This window comes from Vibrio sp. 10N.247.310.24, assembly GCF_041467175.1.
In the GTDB taxonomy this organism is placed as follows: domain Bacteria; phylum Pseudomonadota; class Gammaproteobacteria; order Enterobacterales; family Vibrionaceae; genus Vibrio; species Vibrio tasmaniensis_A.
Map to the genome: position 1 here is coordinate 1 of NZ_JBFSUD010000055.1, position 23,935 is coordinate 23,935.

A 23,935-nucleotide genomic window follows, 5' to 3' on the forward strand; every position below is an offset into this window, starting at 1 on the left:
CCGGCCTGTCACGCCGGGGGTCGCGGGTTCGAGTCCCGTCCACTCCGCCACTTATTAGAAAAGCCCTGCTAGAAATAGCAGGGCTTTTTTATATTTGAAGAAAAGAGTTTTGCTTGTAGATTGTATGAGTGCTGTAAAGGCATCGAGACCCTACACTTCACGCTATTCCGGCACATATTAGAAAGCCTAGTCTGACGACTAGGCTTTCGTCGTTTCTGGCATATGAATCTTATTATTCAACTTCGAGTTTTGTAGAAGCGTTGTCCGTTGAGCTTGAGCTCTGATATTCCAACACTTATTATAAAAGTCCTGCTCTTTCTAGAAGCGCTTGATTACGTTAGTTGATATTTGTGGCTATCGATTCAATGGTTAACCTTTAGAGAATGTCTTAGTGAGGTTTACTTCTTACTAATTTGAACTGGTTGATAAAGATGTCTCGTCTCTAGTCACAAGGTTTTGCTGGTTCGGCAACTCTTGCTATATCTCTACTGCTTAATAGATGAACCTATTAAGCAGTTGCGTGAAACCCCGGCTTTAGCGTTTTATAGTTGGAATATTGATGGCCATTTAATTGCTAATTCAGCGTGATTTAACGTGGCTTTCGGTCTGTTGGTGAATATCTTTAAATGTGTTCTCTCAAAGTGAGCTCCTTTTACTCTTCAGCTTACAGGCGTCATACCTCTCGAGCCTCTTCTAAGAGCTTGTATATAAAAATCGTAAAACTACATATAGACACAATTAGTGTCGTTCTCCGTTTGTTTGGGAGGCTTTATTACGCTATTTCATAGTTACTTTTGTGCACTAGGTTTGGTGGCGTTGGACGGGTAGGGTTCGATGAGTTTGGTTTATAGGTGTTGTAGAAGTTATCTAGGGGCAAATAACAGATACAAAAAAGCCGATGCTAGACATCGGCTTAGTTTGAGTCGTTTTGAATTACGCTGGTTGAACGAGAGCGAGTGCTTTACGAGAAACCTCGTGAGCTGCTTTCGTTAAGTTTTGCTTCTCTAGGGCATCAGATAGGTATCCGTAATCTGAAACATTTGAGCGAAGTGCTAGTGCTTTTTCAAAGTGACTTTGTGCTTCTGCCCACTTCTGTTCTCTTAGGTAGAATTGAGCCAATGCGCTGTGTGCTTCGGCATTGCCACCATCTTTACTGATAGCACGCTCTAGCATCACAACTACTGGGTGGTGATCGGCAAGATTTAGCTCAGGAAGCAACATATAGAGCTCATTTGAACCACTCTTCGCAATGTTTTCTTTAATCACTGTGAAGGCTTCTGAATCAGCTTTACGAGCGATCAGTTGCTTCACAAAACAAGAAACAAGGTGAGAGCTTTGTTTTTGCTTTCTTGAAAGCTTATTCCAATGACTGATTAAACCTTCGCTACCTTGCTGCTGTGCCACATCGTGAAGCAAACCACATTGAGCTTTCTGTTCCAGCTCAACTTGTTCATCAGGTGTAAGAAGCTTGTTCTTAGCCAGCTTAGGCGTTAGCTCTAACAGTGGCTGCCACAGCTTAAGCTGCATGTAAGTGGCTTTTAGCAGGCCAAGTACGGCGGTGTTATTCGGGTACGAACCTTTCAATGTTGAAAGTGTATCGAATGCGGCTTCGTAGTTCGACTCACTGATCTGTTGTTTTGCTTTCGTTAGCTCAACGGCCAATAGAGAGTCCTCTTGTTGGCTAGCAAGCTCAATGTACTTATCACGCTCACTTGTATTGCCTTGTTCGTGAGCAGCTTGAGAAGCGACTAAATAACAAAGTAGCGGCATGTCGTGGTGGTTAGCCCAACGAGTTACCTTCTTCTCTGCGCCTTTCCAGTCACCTTCAAGAAGCTTGATGATACCTTCATTGGTATAACGACGAGAGCGCTTTAGTTTACGAACACTGAACCAGTTCCAAGTTGTCGAGCTTGCGTACATAAGCTTTTTAAATAGGTACTCTAAGCCGAATAGAGCCGCTAGAAGAGCAATGACAAAGATAACCAGTGTTGTCACGCTCATCTCAATGGTCTTATTCGCAATTGAGATCAGAACGTAGCCTTGTTGACCAGAGAACTGAGTACCAACAATTAACCCAGCACCTAGAACGAGAAAAAGAAAAATCCAACGAATCATTATTTTTCCTCCGCGGTCATAACGGTTACTTCACGACGTAGGCGCTCACGTATCACGTCTGATAACTCATTTTGAGACTCAAGTTTCACAGGATATTTCACAGAAACATTCTGCTCGCTCAGCTGCTTAATTGCCTTCTCAAACTCAATCACTGAGTTGTTGTCTTGGTTTAGGTACGACTTCGACCATTCGTTAGCTGTTTGTAGTGCTGCACTGTAGACATCACCTTGTTCTTTGTAGACAGCGCGAATTGCGGTCTCTAGTTTGCCCTTGATATTCTCACGCAGGTAAAAGTGTTGCTCAGGAGAGAGTAGAGGAATAACTTCACCATCACGACTGCGGAATGTGATGAAATTTTCTGAAAAATCTTTCATCGACGTCATCAGGTTGTTCTGCCAATCATTGATATCTTGCGATACGGCTTTTTTCTCAACAACCGCAGCTTCTGGAAGAATCGCATTGGCAAGCGGCAGCGTATCGACTTGTTGTTGTAGGCTTGTGATGCGTAGAACTAAGCCATCACGGTCGATAAGAGGAATAGTGCGAAGCTTAGTAATGTCATTGGTCATTGATTGACGAAGAGAGACCAAGCTTGGGTCATTCAGTGCGGCGATACGTTGATCGGCGCTTTCCATTAGTTTGGTTGCACTAACGGCATCATGCTCTAGGAACAGTTTACGTCCTGCTAGTTTCACAAGGTAATTAGCTTCAGCAAGCAACCAGTCATTTGGACGGCGACCTTTAACATCAGCAACCGCTAGCTGTAGGCTTTGAATGCTCTTCTGTTGCTGAGATTGCACGACTTGAGTTTTCTCCACCGCATGTGATGCTTCTTGGATGGTCTCTTGCTTGATGGTTTGTAGGTCTTTATTTACTGCAGATTGAGTATTTTGCAGTTGTGCTTGAAGAGCAGCGATTTGAGCCGAGTACTCAGCGCTCTTTTGCTGCATTTGAAAGGCGATACCGCTACTGAAGACAATTGAAATAGCGATCGCAATAGCGCCTAGTTTTACACCGCGCTTACCTTGCTTTTCTGCTCTCTCTATTTGCTCTTTATGTTCAGCTTGAGGCTGTTCATTTTGAGCGGTATTTGACGCAGAGGCATCAAGTTTTTGTTCAGGCTGTTTTGTCTCTGTAGAGTCAGCTTTTTCGTTTTCAACAACTACTGGCTGAGTGTCTTGTTTCTTTTCAGGTTCAATATGCTCATTATTTTTTTTGCTTGTCATGCTTATTTCCTGTTCTAGCTAGGGCCGGAGAGCAGCCAGTAATATTTGGTTCGTAGCACTGTGAGTATTGGTCACGTTTGAGAAGCCGAGTTGTTGTGCTCGTTCTACTATGCGCTGGCTTGGGACAAATAAATGTCTTGTTGAAAGCCAAGCCAAATACTCATCAGGGGTAATTGAGCAGAGATACTCCAATTGTTCCTGACTAGTGATGACAACTTTGGACGTTTTTTTGTTTATCCATGTTTGATAGGTATTGTGGTCGCTAATAGGAATATATTCTCTACGGTAGGTCTCACAATAAGAGACTTTTGCACCTCGATTGAGTAGAGAATCTCTAATGAGCTCACGCCCACCATTTCCACGCAGTATCAAAATGGATTTATTATCTACGCCATTAAGTTCAGTAAGTTTGAGAAGATGTTCACTATCACTCACTTTGGGATAGTTTACTTTTTGTTTACTAACTTTGCTTAAAACGTGCGCAGTTTTTTGACCAACGCCAAGATAAAGCGGCGAAGTTGGCCAAATAGATGAAGTTTTCGAAAGGATGTTTTGGGCAGCGGTCACGGCGTGGTGACTGACTGCAATAATGATATCGCTGTTATTAAGCTGGGTGCTTAAATCCGATGAGTGTGGATTATCAACGATACGAATAAGCGGATGATGGATTGCTTGAATCCCTTCATCCGCTAGTTGTTGGCAAAGCGATTGTCCCTCTGAACCGGGACGAGTCACCAACACTGTCATAGTTATTCTTGGTCAGCGTAGAGCTTGGTTAAGATTTCTCTCGCGCCATCATCCAGCAATTGATTTGCCAGAGTAACGCCAAGTGCTTCTGCATCATTGCGAAGGCCAGAGATCTCACCACGAACCATTTTAGAACCATCTGGTTCGCCTACTAATGCACGTAGCCAGATATTATCGCCATCTAATAATGAGTAGCTACCGATAGGAACCTGACAACCACCTTCTAGAGTTAGGTTCATTGCACGTTCGCATAGCACACGATCGGCTGTGTCTTTGTGGTTCAGTGGCTCAAGAAGCTTGATTAGACGTTCATCATCTAGACGACACTCAATACCAACAGCGCCTTGCCCTACAGCAGGTAGAGACTGTTCAGGTTCGATAAAGCTACGGATACGCTCTTCTAGCTCTAATCGCTTAAGGCCAGCTGCCGCCAGCACGATAGCATCGTATTGACCATCATCGAGTTTACCTAGACGAGTACCAACGTTGCCACGCAGTTCTTTGATGATGAGATCTGGGCGGTATTCTAGCAACTGACATTGACGACGCAGGCTGCATGTACCTACGACAGCACCTTGTGGTAACTCATCGATGTTGTTGTAAGTATTTGATACGAAAGCATCACGAGGATCTTCGCGCTCACAAATCGTTACTAGACCTAGACCTTCAGGGAAGTCGACCGGTACGTCTTTCATTGAGTGAACCGCTAGATCAGCACGACCTTCTAGCATTGCTACTTCAAGTTCTTTAACGAATAGCCCTTTACCGCCTACCTTAGCAAGTGGCGTGTCTAGGATGATGTCACCTTTGGTCACCATAGTTACCAACTCAACCTCTAAACCAGGGTGAGCAGCTTGCAGTGCATCCCTTACAAAGTATGCCTGCCAAAGGGCAAGAGGGCTTTTTCTGGTCGCGATACGGATTGGTGCTGAATTTGTCATGGTGTTTCCGATATAGGTTCTGTAATAGGCTAATCCTACCATTGTGAGGCGAAAATTCTTACTGTTTGATCATTCGATACTTTGATAGCAGAGGGAATTTCATGAGTTCACCAAAATAGTGTGATTGGTATCTCATTTGAAACATGGGCTATTATTAGAAATAGTCAATAAAGAGGACACTACGGCGCCGTGAGTTTTACTTTCAGTCATCAAGGGATTCGTAAGTATGACGGCGTCCTTTGCTTTACCGATAAGGGTAAAAGTGTTAAATTGATCACGTTTTGTTGCTGCTTTCGTTCAGTAACTAAACAGAAGTACACTTAATCTCAAACCAAGGACTTACCTTGCAGGCTTACACTCAAACTTTGATTCAACGATTAGACAATCTAAATCAGCAGCGCATTGATCGTGCGTTGGCGTTGATGAATGTGCAGGGCCAGCGAGTTTTTAACCTTATCCCCGCGCTGCTTCACTTCAATCATCCAATGATGCCTGGTTATTATGACCAACAAGTTCCTTTTGGAATTCGTAGCTTCACGCTTAATGAATTCCAAAAGCAATTTGTCTCTGATACTGAATTAACTCTGGGCGGAAAACTTACCGAGGCCGCTGAACCAGCAATCTTGGGTTTGTACACCATGGGTAGTACTTCGTCTATTGGTCAAAGTACCTCAAGTGATCTTGATATCTGGGTGTGTGTATCTCCAGATATGGATGGCGCATCTCGCGATAGTCTGACCAATAAATGTCTGCTTATTACTGATTGGGCTGAAACCTTAGGGGTTGAAGCGAACTTCTTTTTGATGGATGAAGAGCGTTTCCGCTCGAATCATTCTGAAGAGATGACCGGTGATAACTGTGGTTCTTCACAGCACTTACTACTGCTTGATGAGTTCTATCGCTCAGCCGTTCGTTTGGCTGGCCAGCGTTTGTTGTGGCAAATCATCCCGCCAGAAATGGAGGAGTGCTATGACGAGTATGTCCAAGGTTTATGTAACGATGGTTATCTTGATTGCTCGCAGTGGATCGATTTCGGCAAGCTAAACAGTATTCCTGCTGAAGAGTACTTTGGTTCAAACCTATGGCAGCTCTATAAGAGTATCGACTCACCGTATAAATCGGTGTTGAAGGCGATCCTGTTAGAAGCTTATTCATGGGAATACCCAAACACCCAGCTTCTTAGTATTGACACCAAGCGTCGTTTCTTCGCAGATGAACCTGATCTGTATGGCATGGATAGCTACTATCTGATGCTTGAAAAGGTCACTCGCTACCTAGAACGTATCAACGACCATACTCGATTGGATTTGGTGAGACGCTGCTTCTATCTTAAAACCCACGAGAAGTTGTCACGAGATGCGGGTATTGGTTCTGTCGCATGGCGTCGTGAAGCCTTAACCGAGATGACTAAATCTTGGAACTGGGGACATGAAACCATTGCTGAGCTCGACAACCGCCGTAACTGGAAGGTTGAGCAGGTTAAAGTGGTACACCATGCGCTGCTTGATGCCTTGATGCTGAGCTATCGTAATCTGATTCAATTTGCACGTCGCAACGACATCACTTCAGCTATCAGCCCGCAAGATATCAGTATCTTGGCACGTAAGCTTTATGCTGCGTTTGAGGTGTTACCAGGCAAAGTGACGCTACTGAATCCACAAATATCCCCGGATCTCCATGAGCCAGATTTGAGCTTTATCGAAGTTCGTCAGGGTCAGTCAAATAAAGCAGGTTGGTACTTGTACAAACAGCCTTTGATTGCACATCGCATTCTCGGTCAGCCTTCACTTGAACACCATGAGTACTTGAGTAAATTGGTTGCTTGGTCGTTCTTTAATGGCCTAATTACAGAGTCGACGCGTTTGCACTCTGTGGTTCGAGATGCTCATATTGATATCGATAAATTTTATCAAATGGTGAGCGATCTACGTAATACCTTCTCTTTGCGTAAGCGTCGTCCGAGTATGCAGGCACTGGCGAGCCCGTGTGAGATAAGCCAACTGGCGATGTTCATCAACTTTGAAAATGACCCGACGTCTGAATTAAGTGGTCGCGCATTAAAAGTGGATCTTAAGAATGCCGATATTTTCAGTTTTGGTGAAGAAGGTAAGAGCTTAGTCGGTAGTGTTGATCTGGTTTATCGGAACTCTTGGCATGAAGTTCGTACACTTCATTTCCAAGGCGAAACCGCGATGTTGGACGCGCTGAAGACGGTACTGGGTAAAATGCACCAGGATGCGTTGCCGCCAGAGTCGGTCGATGTGTTCTGTTACAGCAAAAACCTACGCGGTGTGATGCGTAATATGGTGTATCAACTGCTTGCCGAGTGTATCGACTTGCGATTAAAACCGATTGAGCCAGAGAAACGCCGCCGATTTAAGGCTATTCGCCTGGCAAACAAAATGTTTGGTCTGTTCTTTGAACGTCGTGGTGTATCGGTACAGATGTTGGAAAACTCGGTCGATTTCTATCGTAGTATCTCGACGAATAAGCTGAAGGGCTCACCTTTACTGATGCTCGATAAAGAGCAAGAGTATCAGCTACCAGAAGTGGTTGATGGTTTTGCGAGTGAAGGTTTAATTCAATTTTTCTTTGAGGATACCGACAAAGGTTTCAATATTTATGTATTGGACGAGTCGAATCAGGTTGAGGTATATCACCAGTACAGCGGTGAAAAAGATGAGATGATCGCAAGCGTGAATTCTTTCTACACTTCAGTAAAAGATGAGTCGAAGGTGTCGTCTAAGTTGATTAACTTTAACCTACCTCAGTACTACCAAATTGTTCACCCTGAAGAAGGTAACTCTTATGTGGTGCCATATCGTAACGATGCGACTTTAGCTTCTCGGAGCTCAAAGATAGTCAATATCTAATCTTACCAAGACTGATTGATATTAAAAAAGGAGTGATTGATTCACTCCTTTTTAGTTTTGCTTACAAATGATTAGGCCCAGTTAATCTCTTCATCTGCGTGCTTTTCGCACTCTTCTTTGACCATCTCAAACAACGCCATGCCCGTCTTTGAACATGTCCACTTGTCGTCAACTAGCTTGAAGTGAAAGCCGCCAGATTTAGACGCTAACCAGATCTCACGCATTGGTTCTTGGCGATTGATGATAATTTGGCTGCGGTTTTCAAACTCCAACGTCATTACGTTACCAGTCACTTCATAATCAATATCTGCCTCTGATTCATCGATCGCTTCTTCGATGTTTTGCATCTGTATATCGACCAGCTTATGAAATTCAGTCTCGTTCATCCTTTCTATCCTATTGCTTTTCCTGAGTGTGGTGCGATTATAGGGGGCATTGAGTTAATAATCACGATGTGCAAAATGAAAAAACTAATTACCGCTTTGTTTATGGTGTCCGTTATTGGACTTTCTGGTTGTGGTCAAACGGGTCCTTTGTATGATCCTGATGAAGTTCAACAGACTGAACAATCACAATAAGTGAAACACGCAGAAATCGTTATTTATAAGGGATAAGAACTTTGGATTACTTCAACTATCAGGAAGATGGCCAGCTTTGGGCTGAGGACGTCGCACTTTCACAACTAGCAGAGCAATATGGTACACCGCTGTATGTATATTCTCGTGCCACATTAGAACGTCACTGGAACGCATTTGACTCATCGGTAGGTGAGCACCCGCATTTGGTGTGTTACGCCGTTAAAGCTAACTCGAATCTAGGCGTGTTGAATACCTTAGCTCGTTTGGGTTCTGGTTTTGACATCGTTTCTGGTGGTGAGCTAGAGCGTGTGGTTGCTGCAGGTGGCGATCCGGCGAAAGTTGTTTTCTCTGGTGTCGGCAAAACAGCCGCAGAAATGAAGCGAGCGCTTGAGTTGAACATTAAATGTTTCAATGTAGAGTCTGAGCCAGAACTGGAGCGACTGAATAAAGTGGCCGGTGAACTTGGAGTTAAAGCGCCGATTTCACTGAGAATCAACCCTGATGTTGATGCCAATACTCACCCTTATATCTCTACGGGTCTGCGTGATAACAAGTTTGGTATCGCCTTCGATCGTGCTCCTGCTGTTTATGCGTTTGCTAAAACACTCGATAACTTGTCTATCCATGGTATTGATTGCCATATCGGCTCTCAGTTAACGGATATCGAACCTTTCATCGATGCCACTGATCGCTTGCTTGCGTTGATCGATCAACTACGAGCTAACGATATCAACATCAAGCATCTTGATGTTGGCGGTGGTTTGGGGGTGGTTTATCGTGATGAATTACCACCACAGCCCTCTGACTACGCGAAAGCCTTGTTGGCTCGCCTAGACAATCATTCTGATCTAGAGCTGATTTTCGAGCCAGGAAGAGCGATTGCGGCTAACGCTGGTGTATTATTAACAAAAGTCGAGTTCCTTAAGCCAACAGAGCATAAGAACTTTGCCATTATCGATGCGGCAATGAACGACCTGATGCGCCCTGCACTTTACCAAGCTTGGCAAGATATTGTTCCAGTTAGCCCGCGTCAGGGTGAAGCTGTGACTTACGATTTAGTTGGCCCTATATGTGAAACGGGTGACTTCCTAGGTAAAGATCGTGACCTTGTTCTTGAAGAGGGCGATTTATTGGCTGTTCGTTCAGCAGGTGCTTATGGCTTCGCTATGTCATCTAACTACAACACTCGTTCGCGTGCGGCAGAAGTGATGGTTGATGGCGATAAAACTCATTTGGTTCGTCAGCGTGAAGAGCTTACGAGTCTGTGGGAACTTGAAAACATTCTTCCGGAGTAATTTTAAGCGTTATGCACTTCCACTTTTCTAAAATGCATGGTTTGGGCAATGATTTCATGGTCGTGGACTGCATTACTCAAAATATTTTCTTTTCTCCAGATTTGATCCGTCGTTTGGCGGATCGTCACACTGGTGTGGGTTTTGACCAGCTACTTGTAGTTGAAGCTCCCTATGATCCTGAAACTGACTTCCATTATCGCATATTTAATGCAGATGGCAGTGAAGTTGAGCAGTGTGGCAATGGTGCACGTTGTTTTGCTCGATTCGTTCGCATGAAAGGCTTAACGAATAAGTACAGCATCAACGTGAGCACCAAGAAAGGGAAAATGGTTCTTAAGATTGAAGACAATGATTTAATCACTGTCAACATGGGTATTCCTGAGTTCGAACCGGGCAAGATTCCATTTAAGGCGAAGCAGCCAGAAAAGACGTATATCCTAAGAACGGATGTACACACCTTGTTCTGTGGTGCTGTTAGCATGGGTAACCCACATGTGGTTACCGTAGTTGATGACGTCGATACAGCAGATGTGGATACCTTAGGTCCGCTGCTTGAATCTCACGAACGTTTTCCTGAGCGTGTTAATGCTGGCTTTATGCAAGTGGTTAACCGTGAAGAGGTTCGCTTGCGCGTCTACGAACGTGGTGCGGGTGAAACTCAGGCGTGTGGCAGTGGCGCATGTGGTGCAGTTGCTGTTGGTATAACACAAGGCTTACTGGCTGAGAATGTGAAGGTTCGTCTACCTGGTGGTGACTTACACATTAGCTGGCAAGGCCCTGGGAAACCTCTGTTGATGACTGGCCCAGCAACGCATGTGTTTGATGGTCAGCTTTCTTGCTAATAACGATATAACAAATAGATTTATAAAAAATAAAGGATAGGTTTTGTCTTACGTTGAAGGCGACACTCTGACTGCAGAGGTGGTTGCGGAATATTTACGTGATAACCCAGATTTCTTTCAAAACAGGAAAGATTTGGTTGATCGCCTTGCTATTAATAATGTTGAGCAGGGCGCTGTTTCTCTGGTTGAGATTCAGCTTAAACGTCAGCGTCATAGAATCGAAGAGCTGGAAGAAGAGATCACTGGCCTGATGTCACTAGCGGCGAATAACGATAAAACTTTCTATGAATTCATGGATCTGCAAACTCAAGTGTTGAAATGCAGTGACTTCATTCAGGTTATCAAGGCTGTTGAACAAAAAGCGTTGGAACTAGGGCTTAAGGCTCATGTACGAGTTCTCTCACAATTAGGTTTTTATCAGCTGAATGAAGAGCGTTACTCGAAATTTTCACTTAACCATTTCAATGGCAAAGATGCTTATCTAGGGCGATTGAGAAAGGCAGACAGACACGATTTGTTTGGTGATTATCCAGTTCCAGAGCTAGGCTCTTATGTAGTGCTACCCCTTGCTAAGCGATCTCCACTGGGTGTACTCGCTTTTTCTAGTGAAGATGGCGGACACTTCCAGCCTCATATGGACACGCTCTTTTTACGCCATTTAGCACTTGTTGTCGCTCATTTGGCGGACACCTTACCTTGGCAGATAAATAATGAGCCTAGAGCCCAAAATACCTCTTCCTAATAGCCTTCAAAAGCCGCTCTCTCGCTTCTATGAATATCTTAGAAGTGAGAAGGGACTCAGCTTACACACCCAACGTAACTACAAACAACAACTTGAAACCATGGCCGCTCATTTAGTCACTCTTGGACTAAAGGATTGGTCTCAAGTCGATGCGGCGTGGGTAAGACAACTTGCAAGTAAAGGCATGCGCGAAGGAATGAAAGCGAGCAGTATTGCGACTCGCTTATCGTCACTGCGCAGCTTCTTTGATTTCCTTGTCTTGCGTGGCGAAATGACCGCCAATCCAGCCAAAGGGGTTTCAGCACCTCGTAAACAACGTCCTTTGCCTAAAAACCTCGATGTTGATGAAGTCGGTCAGTTGCTTGATGTGAATGAGGACGACCCACTGTCAATTCGCGACCGAGCGATGATGGAAGTGATGTATGGTGCTGGATTACGTTTGGCTGAGCTGGTCGGTATCAATCTTAAAGATGTATTGGGTCGACAAGGCGAAATCCGAGTGATTGGTAAAGGCGACAAAGAACGCAAAGCGCCTTTTTCTGGTTTAGCGAAAGAGTGGGTTGATAAATGGCTCAAAGTTCGTGGTGCACTAGCTTCGCCGGGTGAAACCGCTCTGTTTGTCTCTAAACTCGGGACTCGTATTTCTCATCGCAGTGTTCAGAAGCGTATGGAGGAGTGGGGCAAGAAGCAGGCTGTTGCCAGTCATATTAGCCCGCATAAACTGCGTCACTCCTTTGCAACGCATGTACTGGAGTCGAGCCAAAACCTTCGTGCGGTTCAAGAGTTGCTCGGGCATGAAAACATCTCGACAACCCAAGTGTACACTCACTTAGATTTCCAACATTTAGCACAAGCTTATGACCAAGCTCATCCAAGAGCTCGTAAGAAGAATAAAGATTAGATTAAAGGTTTAACTATGCGAATTTATCGAGGGTTAAAGCCCATCAAAGCCATGACCTTTGATTTGGATGATACCTTGTACGACAACTGGCCTGTGATCATGAAGGTTGAGAAAGAGATGGCGCAGTGGCTTTATCAAAAGCATCCTGTGTCTGCTTCTCTTTCGTTAGACGAGTGGCAAGGTATCAAACAGCAAGTCGCCTCTGAAAACCCAGCGTTAAAGCATGATGTCACCGTGTGGCGAGAAACACAGATTAAGCGTGGTTTGTTACAACTGGGGTATTCTCAGCAGCAAGCAGAACAAGCGGCTCGTGAAGGCATAGAACACGCCTTGTGGCTGCGTAATCAGGTGGATGTGCCACAGGAAACGCATCGAGTGATGGCTGAGCTGAGCCAACGTATTCCTTTAGTTGCGATTACTAATGGCAATGTCGACCCACATAAAATTGGCTTGGGGCAGTACTTCCAATTAATCCTTAAAGCCGGTCCTGACGGCAGAGCAAAACCCTACCCTGATATGTTTGATAAAGCTCAGCAATACCTAAATTGTGACGCTGAGAATATTCTCCATGTTGGTGACCATCTTAGAACCGATGTCTATGGAGCTAAGACAAATGGTTTCCAAGCATGCTGGTTTAATGATACGGGTTCCAATTTATATGATTCCCCGAAGGCAACAGTGTTGCCTGATGTTGAAATAGAGCAACTTAGTGATCTTATGCGATTAATTTAATGGCCGTAGTAAGCTTATTGTGTCGCATTTATGATATTGAATTGTTACATTAGTCACAATTCAATGCCTGTTTAGGCTAGGATAATTGGCGACTACTTTTTATCGATTTATTTCAGTCATAGCAGTGGTTGCGGGTTCTCATTTCACTCGATTTCGAACAAGGGTTGGCATGCAAACATTTACATTTCTCGCAAATACTGAGGAGTTATTTAAGTCTCAATTTGATCAGCGAGAGTGGTGTGACAGCAAACAGTACCTTATTCAAATTTTCTCTGCTCAGTCCTCTGATATCGCTCGTCGAATTGCCAATGCAGCCCTCAATCGCATAGGGCATGCGACGTTAATCGGTCAGAGCGCCCGTTATGTTATCTGTGATAACAGCCTGAAGCATGAATGTACCTTAGTCGTCGTCAGTGAATTTAACGATACCCATTTAACGTCTACAGTTCAGACGTTTACCGGAAACCCCAATCAAGATAGCCAAGATCTCGCTTCTCAATTAAACCTTACAGAAGAAACCAAAACGGTTATCAGCTTGTGCGATCAGGTTGAAGGGCGTGACTATCCTATTTATAGCGCCTTTGAGAGTCTACCTTACGCATTACCAGTTGCTGGTGGGCTGTGCCACGAGAATGAATATGGCCGTTGGATCATGCATAATGAGCAAACCTACCAACATGCTTGTGTTGCGGTTGCATTGACTAACCCTAGCTTAAAGGTTTGGTCGGACGCGTATTCTGAGTGGAATCCTATTGGGATGAAATTGCGAGTGACACACGCAGTTGGAAAGCGTTTATATGCGTTGAATGACAAGCCGGCTATCGAGGTGTTCAAACATTACCTTGCTGATGGTAAAGATCTCCCTTTTAGTCAGTTGATGAGCTTCCCTCTGTATCGAGAGCTCGGCAGAAAGAAGTGCATCTCGACGCCTCTACGTATTAATGATGATGGTAGTATTGAGTTTGATAGCCCTTGGCATGTCGGCGAAGAGGCCCAATTTTGTTATAACCATCCTTCTTTGACCGCAGAAAAAGTGCGTCACGGCGCTGAGATGCTTGCCGTGCATCAGCCTGAATCTGTGATCATCTATAACTGTGTATCTCGACTAGAATTTATCGACAGTAAACTTGAGCTCAAACCATTTGAAGGGATAGTAAACGCGTGTGGTGCATACTGCATGGGAGAACTATATCGCAACGACGATCGCCAAGAGATACTGCATCACAGCCTTACCTATATTGCGATGAGAGAGTCGGACGAGATTAATGAGTTTCGTTGCGAAGATTTCAAGCGAGACTCAACGGTATCGCCACTACTCAACTTAGTCAGAAATGCGGTCGCAGACCTCGACAGTATGAACACTCAGATGGAGAACAAACTCCATCAACAAGCACGTCGCTTAACTGAAAGCTACCGTATTGACTCTCGCACTGGGCTACCTAACCGTATTGTATTAAAGGAACGCCTCAATACGATTTTATTCAATGAACATCTGTTGACGCTGAAGCTGACTAATTTTCATCAAGTTAACGAAAAATACGGTTATCAAGTGGGTGACCAATTACTGCTTGATCTGTCGAATCATTTTGTCGACCGATTGCACCTTAGTGTGGCTAAGGAATCCAAGGTAAAGGTTGAACTGTTCAGTATTGGTGTCGGTGAGTGGGCAATTATCTTTAACGCGAGTGTCGATAGCGTGAAGATAGAGCAACGTTTCGTCGAGTTTGCTGATGGTATTGAGCATATTAATTTTGAGCCATATGGATTAACCGACATAGACTACCTTTCGGTTTCTCTGTGTGGTGGTTTCGCTAGTCGCTGTGATTTCTTAGCTGATAGCGGTGATGAGATCTTGTTGAAAGCGATTGAAGCTCGACGCTACGGGGTGCGGAACAATACTCACATCACTAATGCCAAAAACATTCAGGTGAGTGAGGAAGATCGTAAAGAACAACTAGGCTGGCTGAGCTGTGTAAGCCGCGCAATCTTAGATCAGAACATTATCACCTACTCACAGCCGATTGTAGCGTCTGGTACTCACGAAATGATTGGCCAAGAGTGCTTGGTCAGAATCATGGAGTCGGATGGTACCATTGTACTCCCTGGTAAGTTCTTACCCATTATTGCTGACACGCATCTCTATACTCGCCTTAGCCGGCACATGATTCGAAACACCATTGGCTACATGGCAAATAAGCAGAGTTCTTTTTCAATCAACCTATCCCCACAGGACTTACTGAGCGATAAGACGCTTGAGGTTCTCGAGTCAGCGATTAGTGGTATGAACGACCCCACTAGACTTGGTCTAGAGGTTCTCGAGTCTGAACAGATCAAAGATTATGGCCGCATGATAGAAGTGTGTGATCACTTCCGTGCTCTTGGGGCGAGAATCATTGTTGATGACTTTGGTTCTGGTTATTCCAATATTGATGAGATCATTAAACTTGAGCCGCAGATCATTAAGCTCGACGGTAGCTTGATTCGCAATATCGACAAAGACCCAAAGCAAAGGAATATAGCCTCTCAATTAGTACGCTTGTGTCAGGTGTTTAACGCCAAAACAGTTGCCGAATTTGTCCATAACCAACAGGTTTGTGAAATTGCAGAGCAAATGGGTGTCGATTATCTGCAAGGTTATTACTTTGGTGAGCCTAAGCGACTGTTTTAGTTGTTAAAGCCCTCAACGTCCTAATGTGACTTGCTTTTAAAGCACTGCACGGGCACAGATGATGGCTCTTTAGTGGAATGAATGATGTCTAACTAGCGTCACATTATTTATCAGACGATTGTAAGTATTCCGTGCAAGCTTTATCTATAATAAGCACAATAATAAATCATTAACGTAACGATTAATGTGAATATGCAATCGACCTCTTTCCAGATACAAGATATTAAGTACACCCAGCGTGAATTGGAAAAGATAGATTTTCATCCACATGACAATCTACTGATTCAGGTGTTTTCTTCTTTCGAGAAAGATTCGGTGTTGGCTGCCTGCCAAGTAATCCAATCGACTTTCCCCAACGCCAAATTGATTGGTTGTAGTGCTAATCACTACATCAGCCAAGGTGTAATCCTGCATAAAGGTCTCTATGTTATTGTTACTCGCTTTGAGGCGACGTCTTACACTTGTGGGGTTGTCGAATATAGCGAGCAGCCTCGACGGGATAGCCAAGCGATGTGGCAGCAGCTTGAATGTAATGCTGATACTCAAAGCATTATCTGTTTCGCCGATCGCTTGCAGATAAATAATCAAGATCTATTTTCAGCGTTTGAGCAGTCGATATATTCATTACCTGTTTGTGGCGGTGCATCGACCATTACAGAGCATGGACGATGGGTGATGCTCGATGGTATTTGCTATGAAAATGCCTATGTCATGTTAGCACTGCACAGTGTTGAACTCGCAATTACTAAGGGGTATTACTGCGAATGGAACCCCATTGGTCGTACCTTCCGAGTGACTGGCGCTCAAGATAATCGGCTAGCTGAATTGGACGGTATACCTGTCCGAGAAGTCTATAATCGTTACCTCGCTGACGGTCTCGAAATCCCTTTTGAGCAACTGTATAACTTCCCTTTGATGGTTGGTGAACCCAAAGACCAGAACACTCACTTACCGCTCAAGGTGACAGAGGGCGGAGAGATAGAATTCAGTGGGTCGTTTCAAGTTGGTGATGAGGTGCGGTTTTGTTATGACCATCCTTCATTGACCCTAGAGCAAATCCGATTGGGCGTTCAACAGATTGCTTCCCATAAACCAGAACAGTTTTTTATCTACAACTGTACCTCTCGCATTGATTTCATTGATGGCAACCAAGAGGTTGAGGTTTTCCAAGCATTAGCGGACACCTATGGCGTGTACTGCATGGGAGAGCTCTATCAAGATAATGGCCAGCAACGAATTTTGCATCATAGCCTCACTTATCTTGCGCTTAGGGAAGGTGAAGGCAAGGCGGTATTGCCATTAGAGACACAACCCGCGACCAATATTTCCCCTCTGTTTTCATTGATACGAAATGCTCTGCTTGATGTCGATGACATGAACAACAGCATGGCGAGTAAGATTCAACAGCAAGCGACCGCATTGACCGCGAGCTACCGAATTGATCGCCGTACAGGTTTACCTAACCGAAGCGTACTGCGTGAAAAACTGTCAAAAATGAGTACCGATAGTCATTTGTTGGCTTTGAAAGTCACGACATTTGGCCAAATCAATGAGAAGTATGGCTATCGAGTCGGTGACAAGCTTCTGCATGATTTAAGCGAGTATTTTCAAAAGGCGCTGTGGCAGTTCTTTGATGAGGGGTGTCAGCTCTATAGCATTGGTATCGGTGAGTGGGCGGTGGTGTTTGATAGCTGGGTGGGGCAAGAACATATTCATCAGCGTTTTTCTGAATTTGCAGACCAAACGGAACATGTGAATTTTGAACCAACGGGGTTGCCTGATATTGATTATCTGTCGGTATCCATCTGTGCGGGCATAGCCAGCCGTCGAGATTTCCCTACGACCTCGATTGATGATTTGTTGTTGAAGGCGATTGATGCTAGGCGCAGCGCCGTGAGTCAGAACAAGCATCTAGTGAGCGCCAAGACGCTCATTCAATTGGAGAAGCATCGCCAAGAGCAGCTTGGTTGGCTGTCGTGTGTCAGTCGCGCGGTGCTTAATCAGAATATTGTGGCGTGTTCCCAACCTATTGTCTCGGCACACAGCCATCAGGTAGAAAGCTATGAGTGCTTGGTTCGAATTGAAGAGGACGGTCAGTTGATTGCGCCGGGTAAGTTCTTGCCAATCATAGAAGGAACTCATCTCTATACGCGTCTGAGTCGCCAGATGATAACGCGTACCTTTGATTTTATGAGTCAGCGAACCGATTCATTCTCAATTAACTTAGCGCCTCAAGATTTTAGCAATGAGAAAACCATTCTTCATCTTGAGCAAGCCATCAAGAAAATCAGTCATCCACAGCGTATTGGTTTAGAGGTGTTGGAAACCGAACAAATTCAGGATTACGGTCGCTTGATCGAAGTGTGTAATCACTTCCGCGACCTTGGTGTGAATATTATTGTTGATGACTTTGGTTCCGGCTATTCGAACATTGATGAGATATTGAAGTTAGAACCACAAGTCATAAAGCTTGATGGCAGTTTAATTCGGAATATTGATAAAGATAAGAAACAGCGCAAGATCGCTCAGCAACTGGTGAGTTTGTGCCAGATACTGAACGCTAAAACAGTTGCGGAGTTCGTACATAATGAACCGGTGTGTCGAATCGCAGAGGATATGGGTGTCGATTACCTGCAGGGTTACTACTTTGGTCAACCTCAGCGTTTGTTCTAATCGAACGAGTTAAATTTCTTTCAAAGAGCAGCCAGAGTGTCGGTTTCACGTGAAACACCGATCGGTTCAATAGATTAACGTTAGATGTAAAAAGGGTGAGCTTATGGCTCACCCTTTTTGTTTCAGTTTTACGTTACTTACCGCAAGCCTCTACGTGGCTTCCTCTATTTGAGTGAATGACCACATTTATCCGCTTGAAACACCTTTAGGTAGTGTTGGTAGTAATCGTTAATCAACTTAGCCGGTTCGATTTCACCTAACGTTTTTAGCAACTCAACGCCAACTTCACAGGTACACAGGTGCCCGCTGTCTTGATTGCGGCGTAAGGTGTATGACGATTCAGTCGTGATATCGAGATGGATTTGAGGAATGGTGTTTAACCACGCGCTCTTGTTGAGCATTTTCTTCGCTTCCTGCCATGTGCCATCCAAGATGATGAATAACGGCTTACGGTCTCCAGCTACAGATGACACGGCTTGCTGGCACTCGATGCTTTGATCACTTGGGAATAACAGAAACGGTTGTCGTGTTTCATCTTCAAGCAGTGCCATTAGCTCCGCTGGTGGTGTTTTCCTTTGCCATACCAAGGACTGACACTGCTCAAGAGATTGCTGAAGCAGCTTTCCGGTGTTGGTGTCTCGCGACAGCTCATTCTCATGAGTCAATAGTACAAGATCAGTTTGGCTTTCAACCGTCGGTATTAGATGACAAACGCACTGGTGAGTGAAGCCACAACCAGGGCAAGCTTGTTGGTTACTCATGTTTACAGCTTTACTCCACTTTGTGCGGGTGAGATACCATCAGCAAACAAAACCACGTCGCTGATATCAGCATCATCTGCAACTGGAGCGACACTTGGGTTTAGCGGGTAGCTGACACCTGAGTATGACAGGGTGTGTTTTGCAGGTGTAGCACCGCCGCCACTGACATTGAAGATCAGATCCTGCCAGCCATGACTTTGCGATTTACCTAAGCGTATATCGCCCTTAACCAGTGTCACTCGGCTATTGAATCGCCAGTTGTCTTGGTGGTTTTCAAAGATAAGCAACGTACAGCCACCTGAACCACACCAATCGAGTTGAGCAAACAACTCTTCCTTACCATCACCGTTGAGGTCGTAGGTTAACCAGCGGTACTTGGTATCGTCAGGTGAGCTGTTGTTGATCTTAAAATACTCACGGATCGCTTGGTCGACTTTTGGATCAAGTTGATCACTGGAGTTCACCTGTTTTGCGGTTAGATCAGCGTTAGTGGTGGTATTTGCTTGCGCTTGCGCACTCTTGGCTTCGAATAGCACCAGACCGCCATTGGCAATCGGGTAGACCACGTTGCCCACTTTCTCTTTTTCTGCGACGAGCTTACCGTTATCGAGCGTGAAGATGCGCTCAGAGATCAAATACTGTTGCTGGTGGCGAGTCATAACCACTTGTACCTGATTTTGGTTCAGTTGCTGCCAGAAGCCCTGCTCAACAATAGAAGGGCCTCCATTGCTGTACGAGTATGTCGTAATGGCGCTGTGGTCATCGTTGAGCTCAAGGTTGATAGAGAATCCAGTGTTCTGCGTTGAGCTCGCGAAGTAGAGCCCACTCCAGTCCAGCGTTGAGTCTTGGTTAGAGACCGTTGCACAGCCATTATAGTTACTGTCATTGAGGTTAAGCTTGGCATGCCATCCATAGATAGAATCACTCATACCGTCGCTACAGCTCTCCTTCGTCAGGTTGAGTTTGCCTGGTGCTGTTTTACCCTCTAATTGGTAATCACGACTGCTTGGTGTGGTGCGGCTCGATTCAATATCAAGGAGCTGTGGCTGTTCGCCCATCTTGGTGTATTTGAGCTGGTCTTTATCGAAGGTTGCTGACCAGAAGGGTTCATTACCGAATACTCGTGTTGAACGCAGTGGTTGGTCACAACGATTAGGGTTTTCTGCGGTTAGGATATTCACTTGATCAACCACGAAACGTGCCGTGAAATCTGCGTTATACCCGGTTTGGCTCGGTACGGTTAGGTGACCAATCAGCTCGCCATATAAAGCTTGGTAAGGTCTCGTTGAGAGCCCTTGTGCTTCTAGCGCTAACTCTGGAGATAAGTCTAACCAGTATTGTTGTTGGCTACCGCAAGGGGTGAAGGTTCGGCTTTCATGGCCAACCACAACCTGACCACGCATGATGAAGGTTTGCGGTTGAATGCTCAGTGGCTCATCCAAGGTTGCTGGTGGTAGTTCTGGCTTTTGGGGAGCATCTGGCGCTGTGACACAGCCTTGTAGAGTGAATGCGACTAGCCATGTCACTGGGTTTTTCATTACCTTCATGTTATATCTTCCTCGGAGCAACCGTTAATTGGATTTATTATGGCATATTGGTTATTTAAAACAGAACCCGACACCTTTTCTATTCAGACTCTGAGAGTACAAAAAACCTCTTGTTGGGAGGGTGTACGCAACTATCAGGCTCGAAACATGATGCGTGATGACGTCAAGCTTGGAGACTTGGTGATGATATACCATTCATCATGTAAAAAAGTTGGCGTGGCGGGGATCGCGAAAGTAACCAGAGAAGCCTACCCAGACCACTTTCAGTTCGACCCAGAGAGTGATTACTACGACCCTAAGTCTTCGCCCGATAATCCGCGCTGGATAATGGTTGATGTTGAGTTTGTGCGAGTGACTGAACGCTTGATTCCTTTGGCAACACTTAAAGCCATGCCTGAACTGTCAGAAATGCCACTGGTTAAACGGGGCAACCGATTATCGATCATGCCGGTTACCGAACAAGAGTGGCAGGCAATATTAAGCAAAGAAGTACTGGGTTCTCGATAGCGTTAGAGAGAGCTTTTTACGTAAGGTTCAAAAAAGGCAGCCAGGTGGCTGCCTTTTTATTTATACAGATCTCTTCGACGAGACGAGATTAGAGCAGGTGCTTTTCTAGATAGTGAGCAACGGCGTCGTCTGCGTTGCTGCCAATCACTTCATTGTCTGGTAGAGCTTTCATCACTTTTTCATGTGATGTGCCCATGATTAGACCTTTACCCGCCATCGCTAGCATCTCTGCGTCATTCATGCCATCACCAAAGGCAACACAGTTATCCAGTGTCAGGTTCAATGATTTCGCAACAGCGTCTAAGGCGTGGCCTTTAGATACTTCAGCGGCCATCACTTCTAAACACCAAGGTGTTGAGAAGGCGATGTTCAGTTTGTCTCCAAACGCACCTTTTAGCTTTTGCTCAAACGTGACCAGATATTCGTGGTCTTGCTCTGGATGTGTGAAGAAGACTTTAGCAATGCCGTCGCTTGGGGCATTATCAGCTTCAAATCGCTTGTAGCTAAAGCCAGACTCACTATGGAACTTAGCGAGCATTTCGTCTTCACGGTCGAGTAGCCAATCTTCATTCTGGTACATATGAATAAAGATATTTGGATCTTGGCGAACAATATCAATAACCGGTTGAACTAATTTCTGAGGGACGTCCTGGCTATACATCAGTTGATCGTTCTGGTCGTGTACGCGAGCACCGTTTGACGTGATCATGTATGCCGGAATCCCTGCAATTTGACGAATCCCTGCTACGTCGACGTGATGGCGACCCGTAGCGAAGATAAAGGTGTAACCTTGCTCGTGTAACTTCTTAAGCGTTAGTTTGGTAAAGTCGCTTAGCTGATGGTTGGGAGCCAAAAGCGTACCATCTAAATCAGAAGCAACAATTTTCACGGAATCTTTAAGTGCAGGAATAGTCATTTAACCCTCATTGCAAAATGCTTAGCAAATATCAATACTAGCCAACGCTAGCATCGTTTTAACCACAATATCTCTAGGTGGAAATTGTATGCCAATTTCATGCAAGAAAAGAGGGCAAAGCTCACTTACTTCTCTTCCTCTTTAGCGCTTATCTTCTTGGTCGGTTACTCAGCTTATTAGCTTATTCGATCTAGGTAAAAAACTGATTGATAGCATCCAGTGTGTGATTACGGTATTCATCTTGCTCAAACAGCACCTCATGCTTAGAACCCTCAATCACCTTAAACTGGCAATCAGAGTTGGTTTTTTTCAGCTTATTGATGAACTTCACTTGAGCATCGTTACTCACAATCTTCTCTTCCCCTGCCTGAATCAATAGCAGTGGGATCTTGATTTGACGAGTTTGTTGTATTGCCTGCTTGGCTGCCATTAACCCTTGCCATACCCAGCGAGTACTTGGTCCGCCAACCTGCAAAGAAGGGGAACCGTCATATAAGCAACGGAACCACTGATAGCGCACCTTACTGTGGCTTAATAAGTTATTTTCGAAGGGCTTAGAGTAATACGCCTGTTGCCCGGGGGCATAAGTCGGCTTGGCATAGAAAGCGGTGAGAGCTTGCCCAACAAGCATTGCGATAGGCTTGAAGTACCATTCAGTATTGATCCCAAACATCGGAGCGCACAGAGTGACTTTGTCAAACGGGTGGTTGGGATGAGTTTGCAAGTAGCGAGTGGCGATTGTACTGCCCATCGAATGTGCGAGCAGGTAGCGATTGGAATACTTGCTAAGATCAAAACTGGCAATAATGTCAGACATATCTGATACGTAATCATCAAACTCGTGAATGTGACCAATGTCAGAGTCTGTTACCATACGTTCCGACTGACCTTGACCTTGGTGGTCAAATGAATAAACGTCATAACCTTGCTGATAGAAATCATAAAAGAGCTCTTGGTATTTTAAGCAGCACTCGATGCGACCATTTGAAATAACAATAGCTTTGGTGTGTGTCGGAGAAGTTAAGCTACACCAGTACAACCTTTTTTTACCAGATGATGTAACATAACCATCCTTTCGTTGTTGCCAAAGGGTGGAGATCGGGTGTTTAATCGCTTGCTCGAACTCAGGTTCTTGCGTGTATGAAAACAGGGTGGCACTGTGGTTTTCCATGGGAAATTACCTGAACTGATGCATGTGAGAGCGTCATCGCTACTAATGTTGTTAGATTAAAGAACTAGTAAGGAAATGCAAATGGATACTCATGTTTGGCTTGCTTATGTCGTCACGGCGATTTTGTTTAGTTTGGCACCGGGCTCAGGTACCGTTAACTCAATCAGCAATGGGCTCAGCTATGGCACCAAGAAGTCACTTGCGTCGATCGTTGGCTTACAGCTCGGTCTTGCATTTCATATTATGCTGGTGGGAGCGGGTATTGGTGCACTAGTGGCAAAATCCGCCTTGGCATTTACCATCATCAAATGGGTGGGCGTGGTTTATCTTCTATGGTTAGGCATTCAAAAGTGGCGTGATAAGTCTAGCTTGGTGGCTTCAGAAGAAAAATCAACGCTATCGAGTGGCAAGCTGCTCAGAAATGCAGTGCTTATCAATTTGACTAACCCAAAATCTATCGTGTTCTTAGTTGCTCTGTTTCCGCAATTTATCGATCCGACACAACCGCAAGCACCGCAGTTGTTGGTGCTTGGAGTGACCACTGTATTTATTGATAGCGTGGTTATGTTGGGTTACACCTCATTAGCTTCACAAATGGGACGTTTTATTCGCTCAGATCGCATAATGGGTAAGATAAATAAAATATTTGGTGGTATGTTCATGGGTTGCGGCGCTTTGCTGGCTGCTGCCAAAGCTTAAT

20 protein-coding genes are annotated in these 23,935 nt (G+C 44.8%); 11 read left to right on the forward strand and 9 right to left on the reverse strand.

All coding sequences use genetic code 11. The features are described from left to right. Positions 1-933: 933 nt before the first annotated feature. Genes AB6E08_RS16150 through hemC form a run of 4 tightly spaced genes read right to left on the reverse strand, consistent with a single transcriptional unit; the run spans position 934 to position 5,029 of the window. Positions 934-2,115 (reverse strand): heme biosynthesis protein HemY, encoded by a 1,182-nt coding sequence (locus AB6E08_RS16150; RefSeq protein WP_017098553.1) that lies wholly within the window; start codon positions 2,113-2,115, stop codon positions 934-936. Then, positions 2,115-3,341, reverse strand: a complete 1,227-nt coding sequence (locus AB6E08_RS16155) for a uroporphyrinogen-III C-methyltransferase (protein ID WP_372066688.1) — start codon at positions 3,339-3,341, stop codon at positions 2,115-2,117. The genes AB6E08_RS16150 and AB6E08_RS16155 overlap by 1 nt, the downstream gene beginning before the upstream one ends. A gap of 18 nt (positions 3,342-3,359) precedes the next feature. Next, positions 3,360-4,088, reverse strand: coding sequence for a uroporphyrinogen-III synthase (locus tag AB6E08_RS16160; RefSeq protein ID WP_009848204.1), 729 nt, complete (start codon positions 4,086-4,088; stop codon positions 3,360-3,362). Positions 4,089-4,090: 2 nt separating this feature from the next. After that, positions 4,091-5,029 carry a hydroxymethylbilane synthase gene (gene hemC, locus AB6E08_RS16165; protein WP_372066691.1) on the reverse strand — a complete coding sequence of 313 codons (939 nt, stop codon included), beginning with the start codon at positions 5,027-5,029 and terminating at the stop codon, positions 4,091-4,093. A 344-nt stretch (positions 5,030-5,373) separates the two neighbouring features. Between hemC and AB6E08_RS16170 the strand changes: the two genes are divergently transcribed. Beyond that, on the forward strand, positions 5,374-7,902 hold the full coding sequence (locus AB6E08_RS16170) for a class I adenylate cyclase (protein WP_009848206.1): 2,529 nt from the start codon (positions 5,374-5,376) through the stop codon (positions 7,900-7,902). A 71-nt stretch (positions 7,903-7,973) separates the two neighbouring features. Here AB6E08_RS16170 and cyaY read toward each other — a convergent pair whose 3' ends face one another. Beyond that, positions 7,974-8,288 (reverse strand): iron donor protein CyaY, encoded by a 315-nt coding sequence (gene cyaY / locus AB6E08_RS16175; RefSeq protein ID WP_371728362.1) that lies wholly within the window; start codon positions 8,286-8,288, stop codon positions 7,974-7,976. Between the two features lie 75 nt (positions 8,289-8,363). Here cyaY and lptM point away from each other — a divergent pair, with 75 nt between their 5' ends. The 8 genes from lptM (at position 8,364) to AB6E08_RS16215 (ending at position 18,333) form a co-directional block, all read left to right on the forward strand. Continuing rightward, positions 8,364-8,480, forward strand: coding sequence for a lipoprotein (gene lptM, locus AB6E08_RS23425; protein ID WP_407829960.1), 117 nt, complete (start codon positions 8,364-8,366; stop codon positions 8,478-8,480). 41 nt (positions 8,481-8,521) lie between these two features. Then, positions 8,522-9,775 carry a diaminopimelate decarboxylase gene (gene lysA, locus AB6E08_RS16185; protein WP_009848209.1) on the forward strand — a complete coding sequence of 418 codons (1,254 nt, stop codon included), beginning with the start codon at positions 8,522-8,524 and terminating at the stop codon, positions 9,773-9,775. An 11-nt stretch (positions 9,776-9,786) separates the two neighbouring features. After that, on the forward strand, positions 9,787-10,617 hold the full coding sequence (dapF, locus tag AB6E08_RS16190) for a diaminopimelate epimerase (RefSeq protein ID WP_009848210.1): 831 nt from the start codon (positions 9,787-9,789) through the stop codon (positions 10,615-10,617). A gap of 43 nt (positions 10,618-10,660) precedes the next feature. After that, positions 10,661-11,359: a DUF484 family protein gene (locus AB6E08_RS16195; RefSeq protein ID WP_012605049.1), complete on the forward strand. Its 699-nt coding sequence runs from the start codon at positions 10,661-10,663 to the stop codon at positions 11,357-11,359. Beyond that, the gene (xerC, locus tag AB6E08_RS16200; RefSeq protein WP_372066697.1) at positions 11,328-12,260 is read left to right on the forward strand and encodes a tyrosine recombinase XerC; all 933 of its coding nucleotides are present in this window, start codon (positions 11,328-11,330) and stop codon (positions 12,258-12,260) included. Before AB6E08_RS16195 ends, xerC begins: the two co-directional genes overlap by 32 nt. Before the next feature lie 15 nt (positions 12,261-12,275). Beyond that, a complete protein-coding gene (gene yigB, locus AB6E08_RS16205; protein WP_372066700.1) occupies positions 12,276-12,992 on the forward strand; it encodes a 5-amino-6-(5-phospho-D-ribitylamino)uracil phosphatase YigB in 717 nt (238 codons plus the stop codon). 169 nt (positions 12,993-13,161) lie between these two features. After that, positions 13,162-15,660 carry an EAL domain-containing protein gene (locus AB6E08_RS16210; RefSeq protein WP_372066702.1) on the forward strand — a complete coding sequence of 833 codons (2,499 nt, stop codon included), beginning with the start codon at positions 13,162-13,164 and terminating at the stop codon, positions 15,658-15,660. A gap of 192 nt (positions 15,661-15,852) precedes the next feature. Then, positions 15,853-18,333 (forward strand): EAL domain-containing protein, encoded by a 2,481-nt coding sequence (locus AB6E08_RS16215; protein WP_372066705.1) that lies wholly within the window; start codon positions 15,853-15,855, stop codon positions 18,331-18,333. Between the two features lie 164 nt (positions 18,334-18,497). Here AB6E08_RS16215 and AB6E08_RS16220 read toward each other — a convergent pair whose 3' ends face one another. Beyond that, positions 18,498-19,094, reverse strand: coding sequence for a tRNA-uridine aminocarboxypropyltransferase (locus AB6E08_RS16220; protein ID WP_372066708.1), 597 nt, complete (start codon positions 19,092-19,094; stop codon positions 18,498-18,500). A 2-nt stretch (positions 19,095-19,096) separates the two neighbouring features. Then, positions 19,097-20,641, reverse strand: coding sequence for a COG3650 family protein (locus tag AB6E08_RS16225; RefSeq protein ID WP_372066711.1), 1,545 nt, complete (start codon positions 20,639-20,641; stop codon positions 19,097-19,099). A gap of 39 nt (positions 20,642-20,680) precedes the next feature. On the opposite strand from AB6E08_RS16225, the gene AB6E08_RS16230 reads away from it, so the two are divergent. Further along, the gene (locus AB6E08_RS16230) at positions 20,681-21,148 is read left to right on the forward strand and encodes an EVE domain-containing protein (protein WP_017633148.1); all 468 of its coding nucleotides are present in this window, start codon (positions 20,681-20,683) and stop codon (positions 21,146-21,148) included. 88 nt (positions 21,149-21,236) lie between these two features. On the opposite strand, the gene AB6E08_RS16235 is transcribed toward AB6E08_RS16230, so the two are convergent. After that, on the reverse strand, positions 21,237-22,064 hold the full coding sequence (locus AB6E08_RS16235) for a Cof-type HAD-IIB family hydrolase (protein WP_017100567.1): 828 nt from the start codon (positions 22,062-22,064) through the stop codon (positions 21,237-21,239). Positions 22,065-22,254: 190 nt separating this feature from the next. After that, entirely contained in the window at positions 22,255-23,235 is a 981-nt protein-coding gene (locus AB6E08_RS16240; protein WP_017100568.1) for an alpha/beta fold hydrolase, read from the reverse strand. Between the two features lie 81 nt (positions 23,236-23,316). Here AB6E08_RS16240 and rhtB point away from each other — a divergent pair, with 81 nt between their 5' ends. Then, positions 23,317-23,934 (forward strand): homoserine/homoserine lactone efflux protein, encoded by a 618-nt coding sequence (rhtB, locus tag AB6E08_RS16245; protein ID WP_009848221.1) that lies wholly within the window; start codon positions 23,317-23,319, stop codon positions 23,932-23,934. Position 23,935 lies beyond the last annotated feature (1 nt).

Excerpts from the sequence above, each read along its gene's own strand:
- AB6E08_RS16150 (WP_017098553.1), bottom strand. The coding sequence starts at position 2,115 with ATGATTCGTTGGATTTTTCTTTTTCTCGTTCTAGGTGCTGGGTTAATT.
- AB6E08_RS16155 (WP_372066688.1), bottom strand. The coding sequence starts at position 3,341 with ATGACAAGCAAAAAAAATAATGAGCATATTGAACCTGAAAAGAAACAA.
- AB6E08_RS16160 (WP_009848204.1), bottom strand. The coding sequence starts at position 4,088 with ATGACAGTGTTGGTGACTCGTCCCGGTTCAGAGGGACAATCGCTTTGC.
- hemC (WP_372066691.1), bottom strand. The coding sequence starts at position 5,029 with ATGACAAATTCAGCACCAATCCGTATCGCGACCAGAAAAAGCCCTCTT.
- cyaY (WP_371728362.1), bottom strand. The coding sequence starts at position 8,288 with ATGAACGAGACTGAATTTCATAAGCTGGTCGATATACAGATGCAAAAC.
- lptM (WP_407829960.1), top strand. The coding sequence starts at position 8,364 with ATGAAAAAACTAATTACCGCTTTGTTTATGGTGTCCGTTATTGGACTT.
- dapF (WP_009848210.1), top strand. The coding sequence starts at position 9,787 with ATGCACTTCCACTTTTCTAAAATGCATGGTTTGGGCAATGATTTCATG.
- xerC (WP_372066697.1), top strand. The coding sequence starts at position 11,328 with ATGAGCCTAGAGCCCAAAATACCTCTTCCTAATAGCCTTCAAAAGCCG.
- yigB (WP_372066700.1), top strand. The coding sequence starts at position 12,276 with ATGCGAATTTATCGAGGGTTAAAGCCCATCAAAGCCATGACCTTTGAT.
- AB6E08_RS16210 (WP_372066702.1), top strand. The coding sequence starts at position 13,162 with ATGCAAACATTTACATTTCTCGCAAATACTGAGGAGTTATTTAAGTCT.
- AB6E08_RS16215 (WP_372066705.1), top strand. The coding sequence starts at position 15,853 with ATGCAATCGACCTCTTTCCAGATACAAGATATTAAGTACACCCAGCGT.
- AB6E08_RS16220 (WP_372066708.1), bottom strand. The coding sequence starts at position 19,094 with ATGAGTAACCAACAAGCTTGCCCTGGTTGTGGCTTCACTCACCAGTGC.
- AB6E08_RS16225 (WP_372066711.1), bottom strand. The coding sequence starts at position 20,641 with ATGAAGGTAATGAAAAACCCAGTGACATGGCTAGTCGCATTCACTCTA.
- AB6E08_RS16230 (WP_017633148.1), top strand. The coding sequence starts at position 20,681 with ATGGCATATTGGTTATTTAAAACAGAACCCGACACCTTTTCTATTCAG.
- AB6E08_RS16235 (WP_017100567.1), bottom strand. The coding sequence starts at position 22,064 with ATGACTATTCCTGCACTTAAAGATTCCGTGAAAATTGTTGCTTCTGAT.
- AB6E08_RS16240 (WP_017100568.1), bottom strand. The coding sequence starts at position 23,235 with ATGGAAAACCACAGTGCCACCCTGTTTTCATACACGCAAGAACCTGAG.
- rhtB (WP_009848221.1), top strand. The coding sequence starts at position 23,317 with ATGGATACTCATGTTTGGCTTGCTTATGTCGTCACGGCGATTTTGTTT.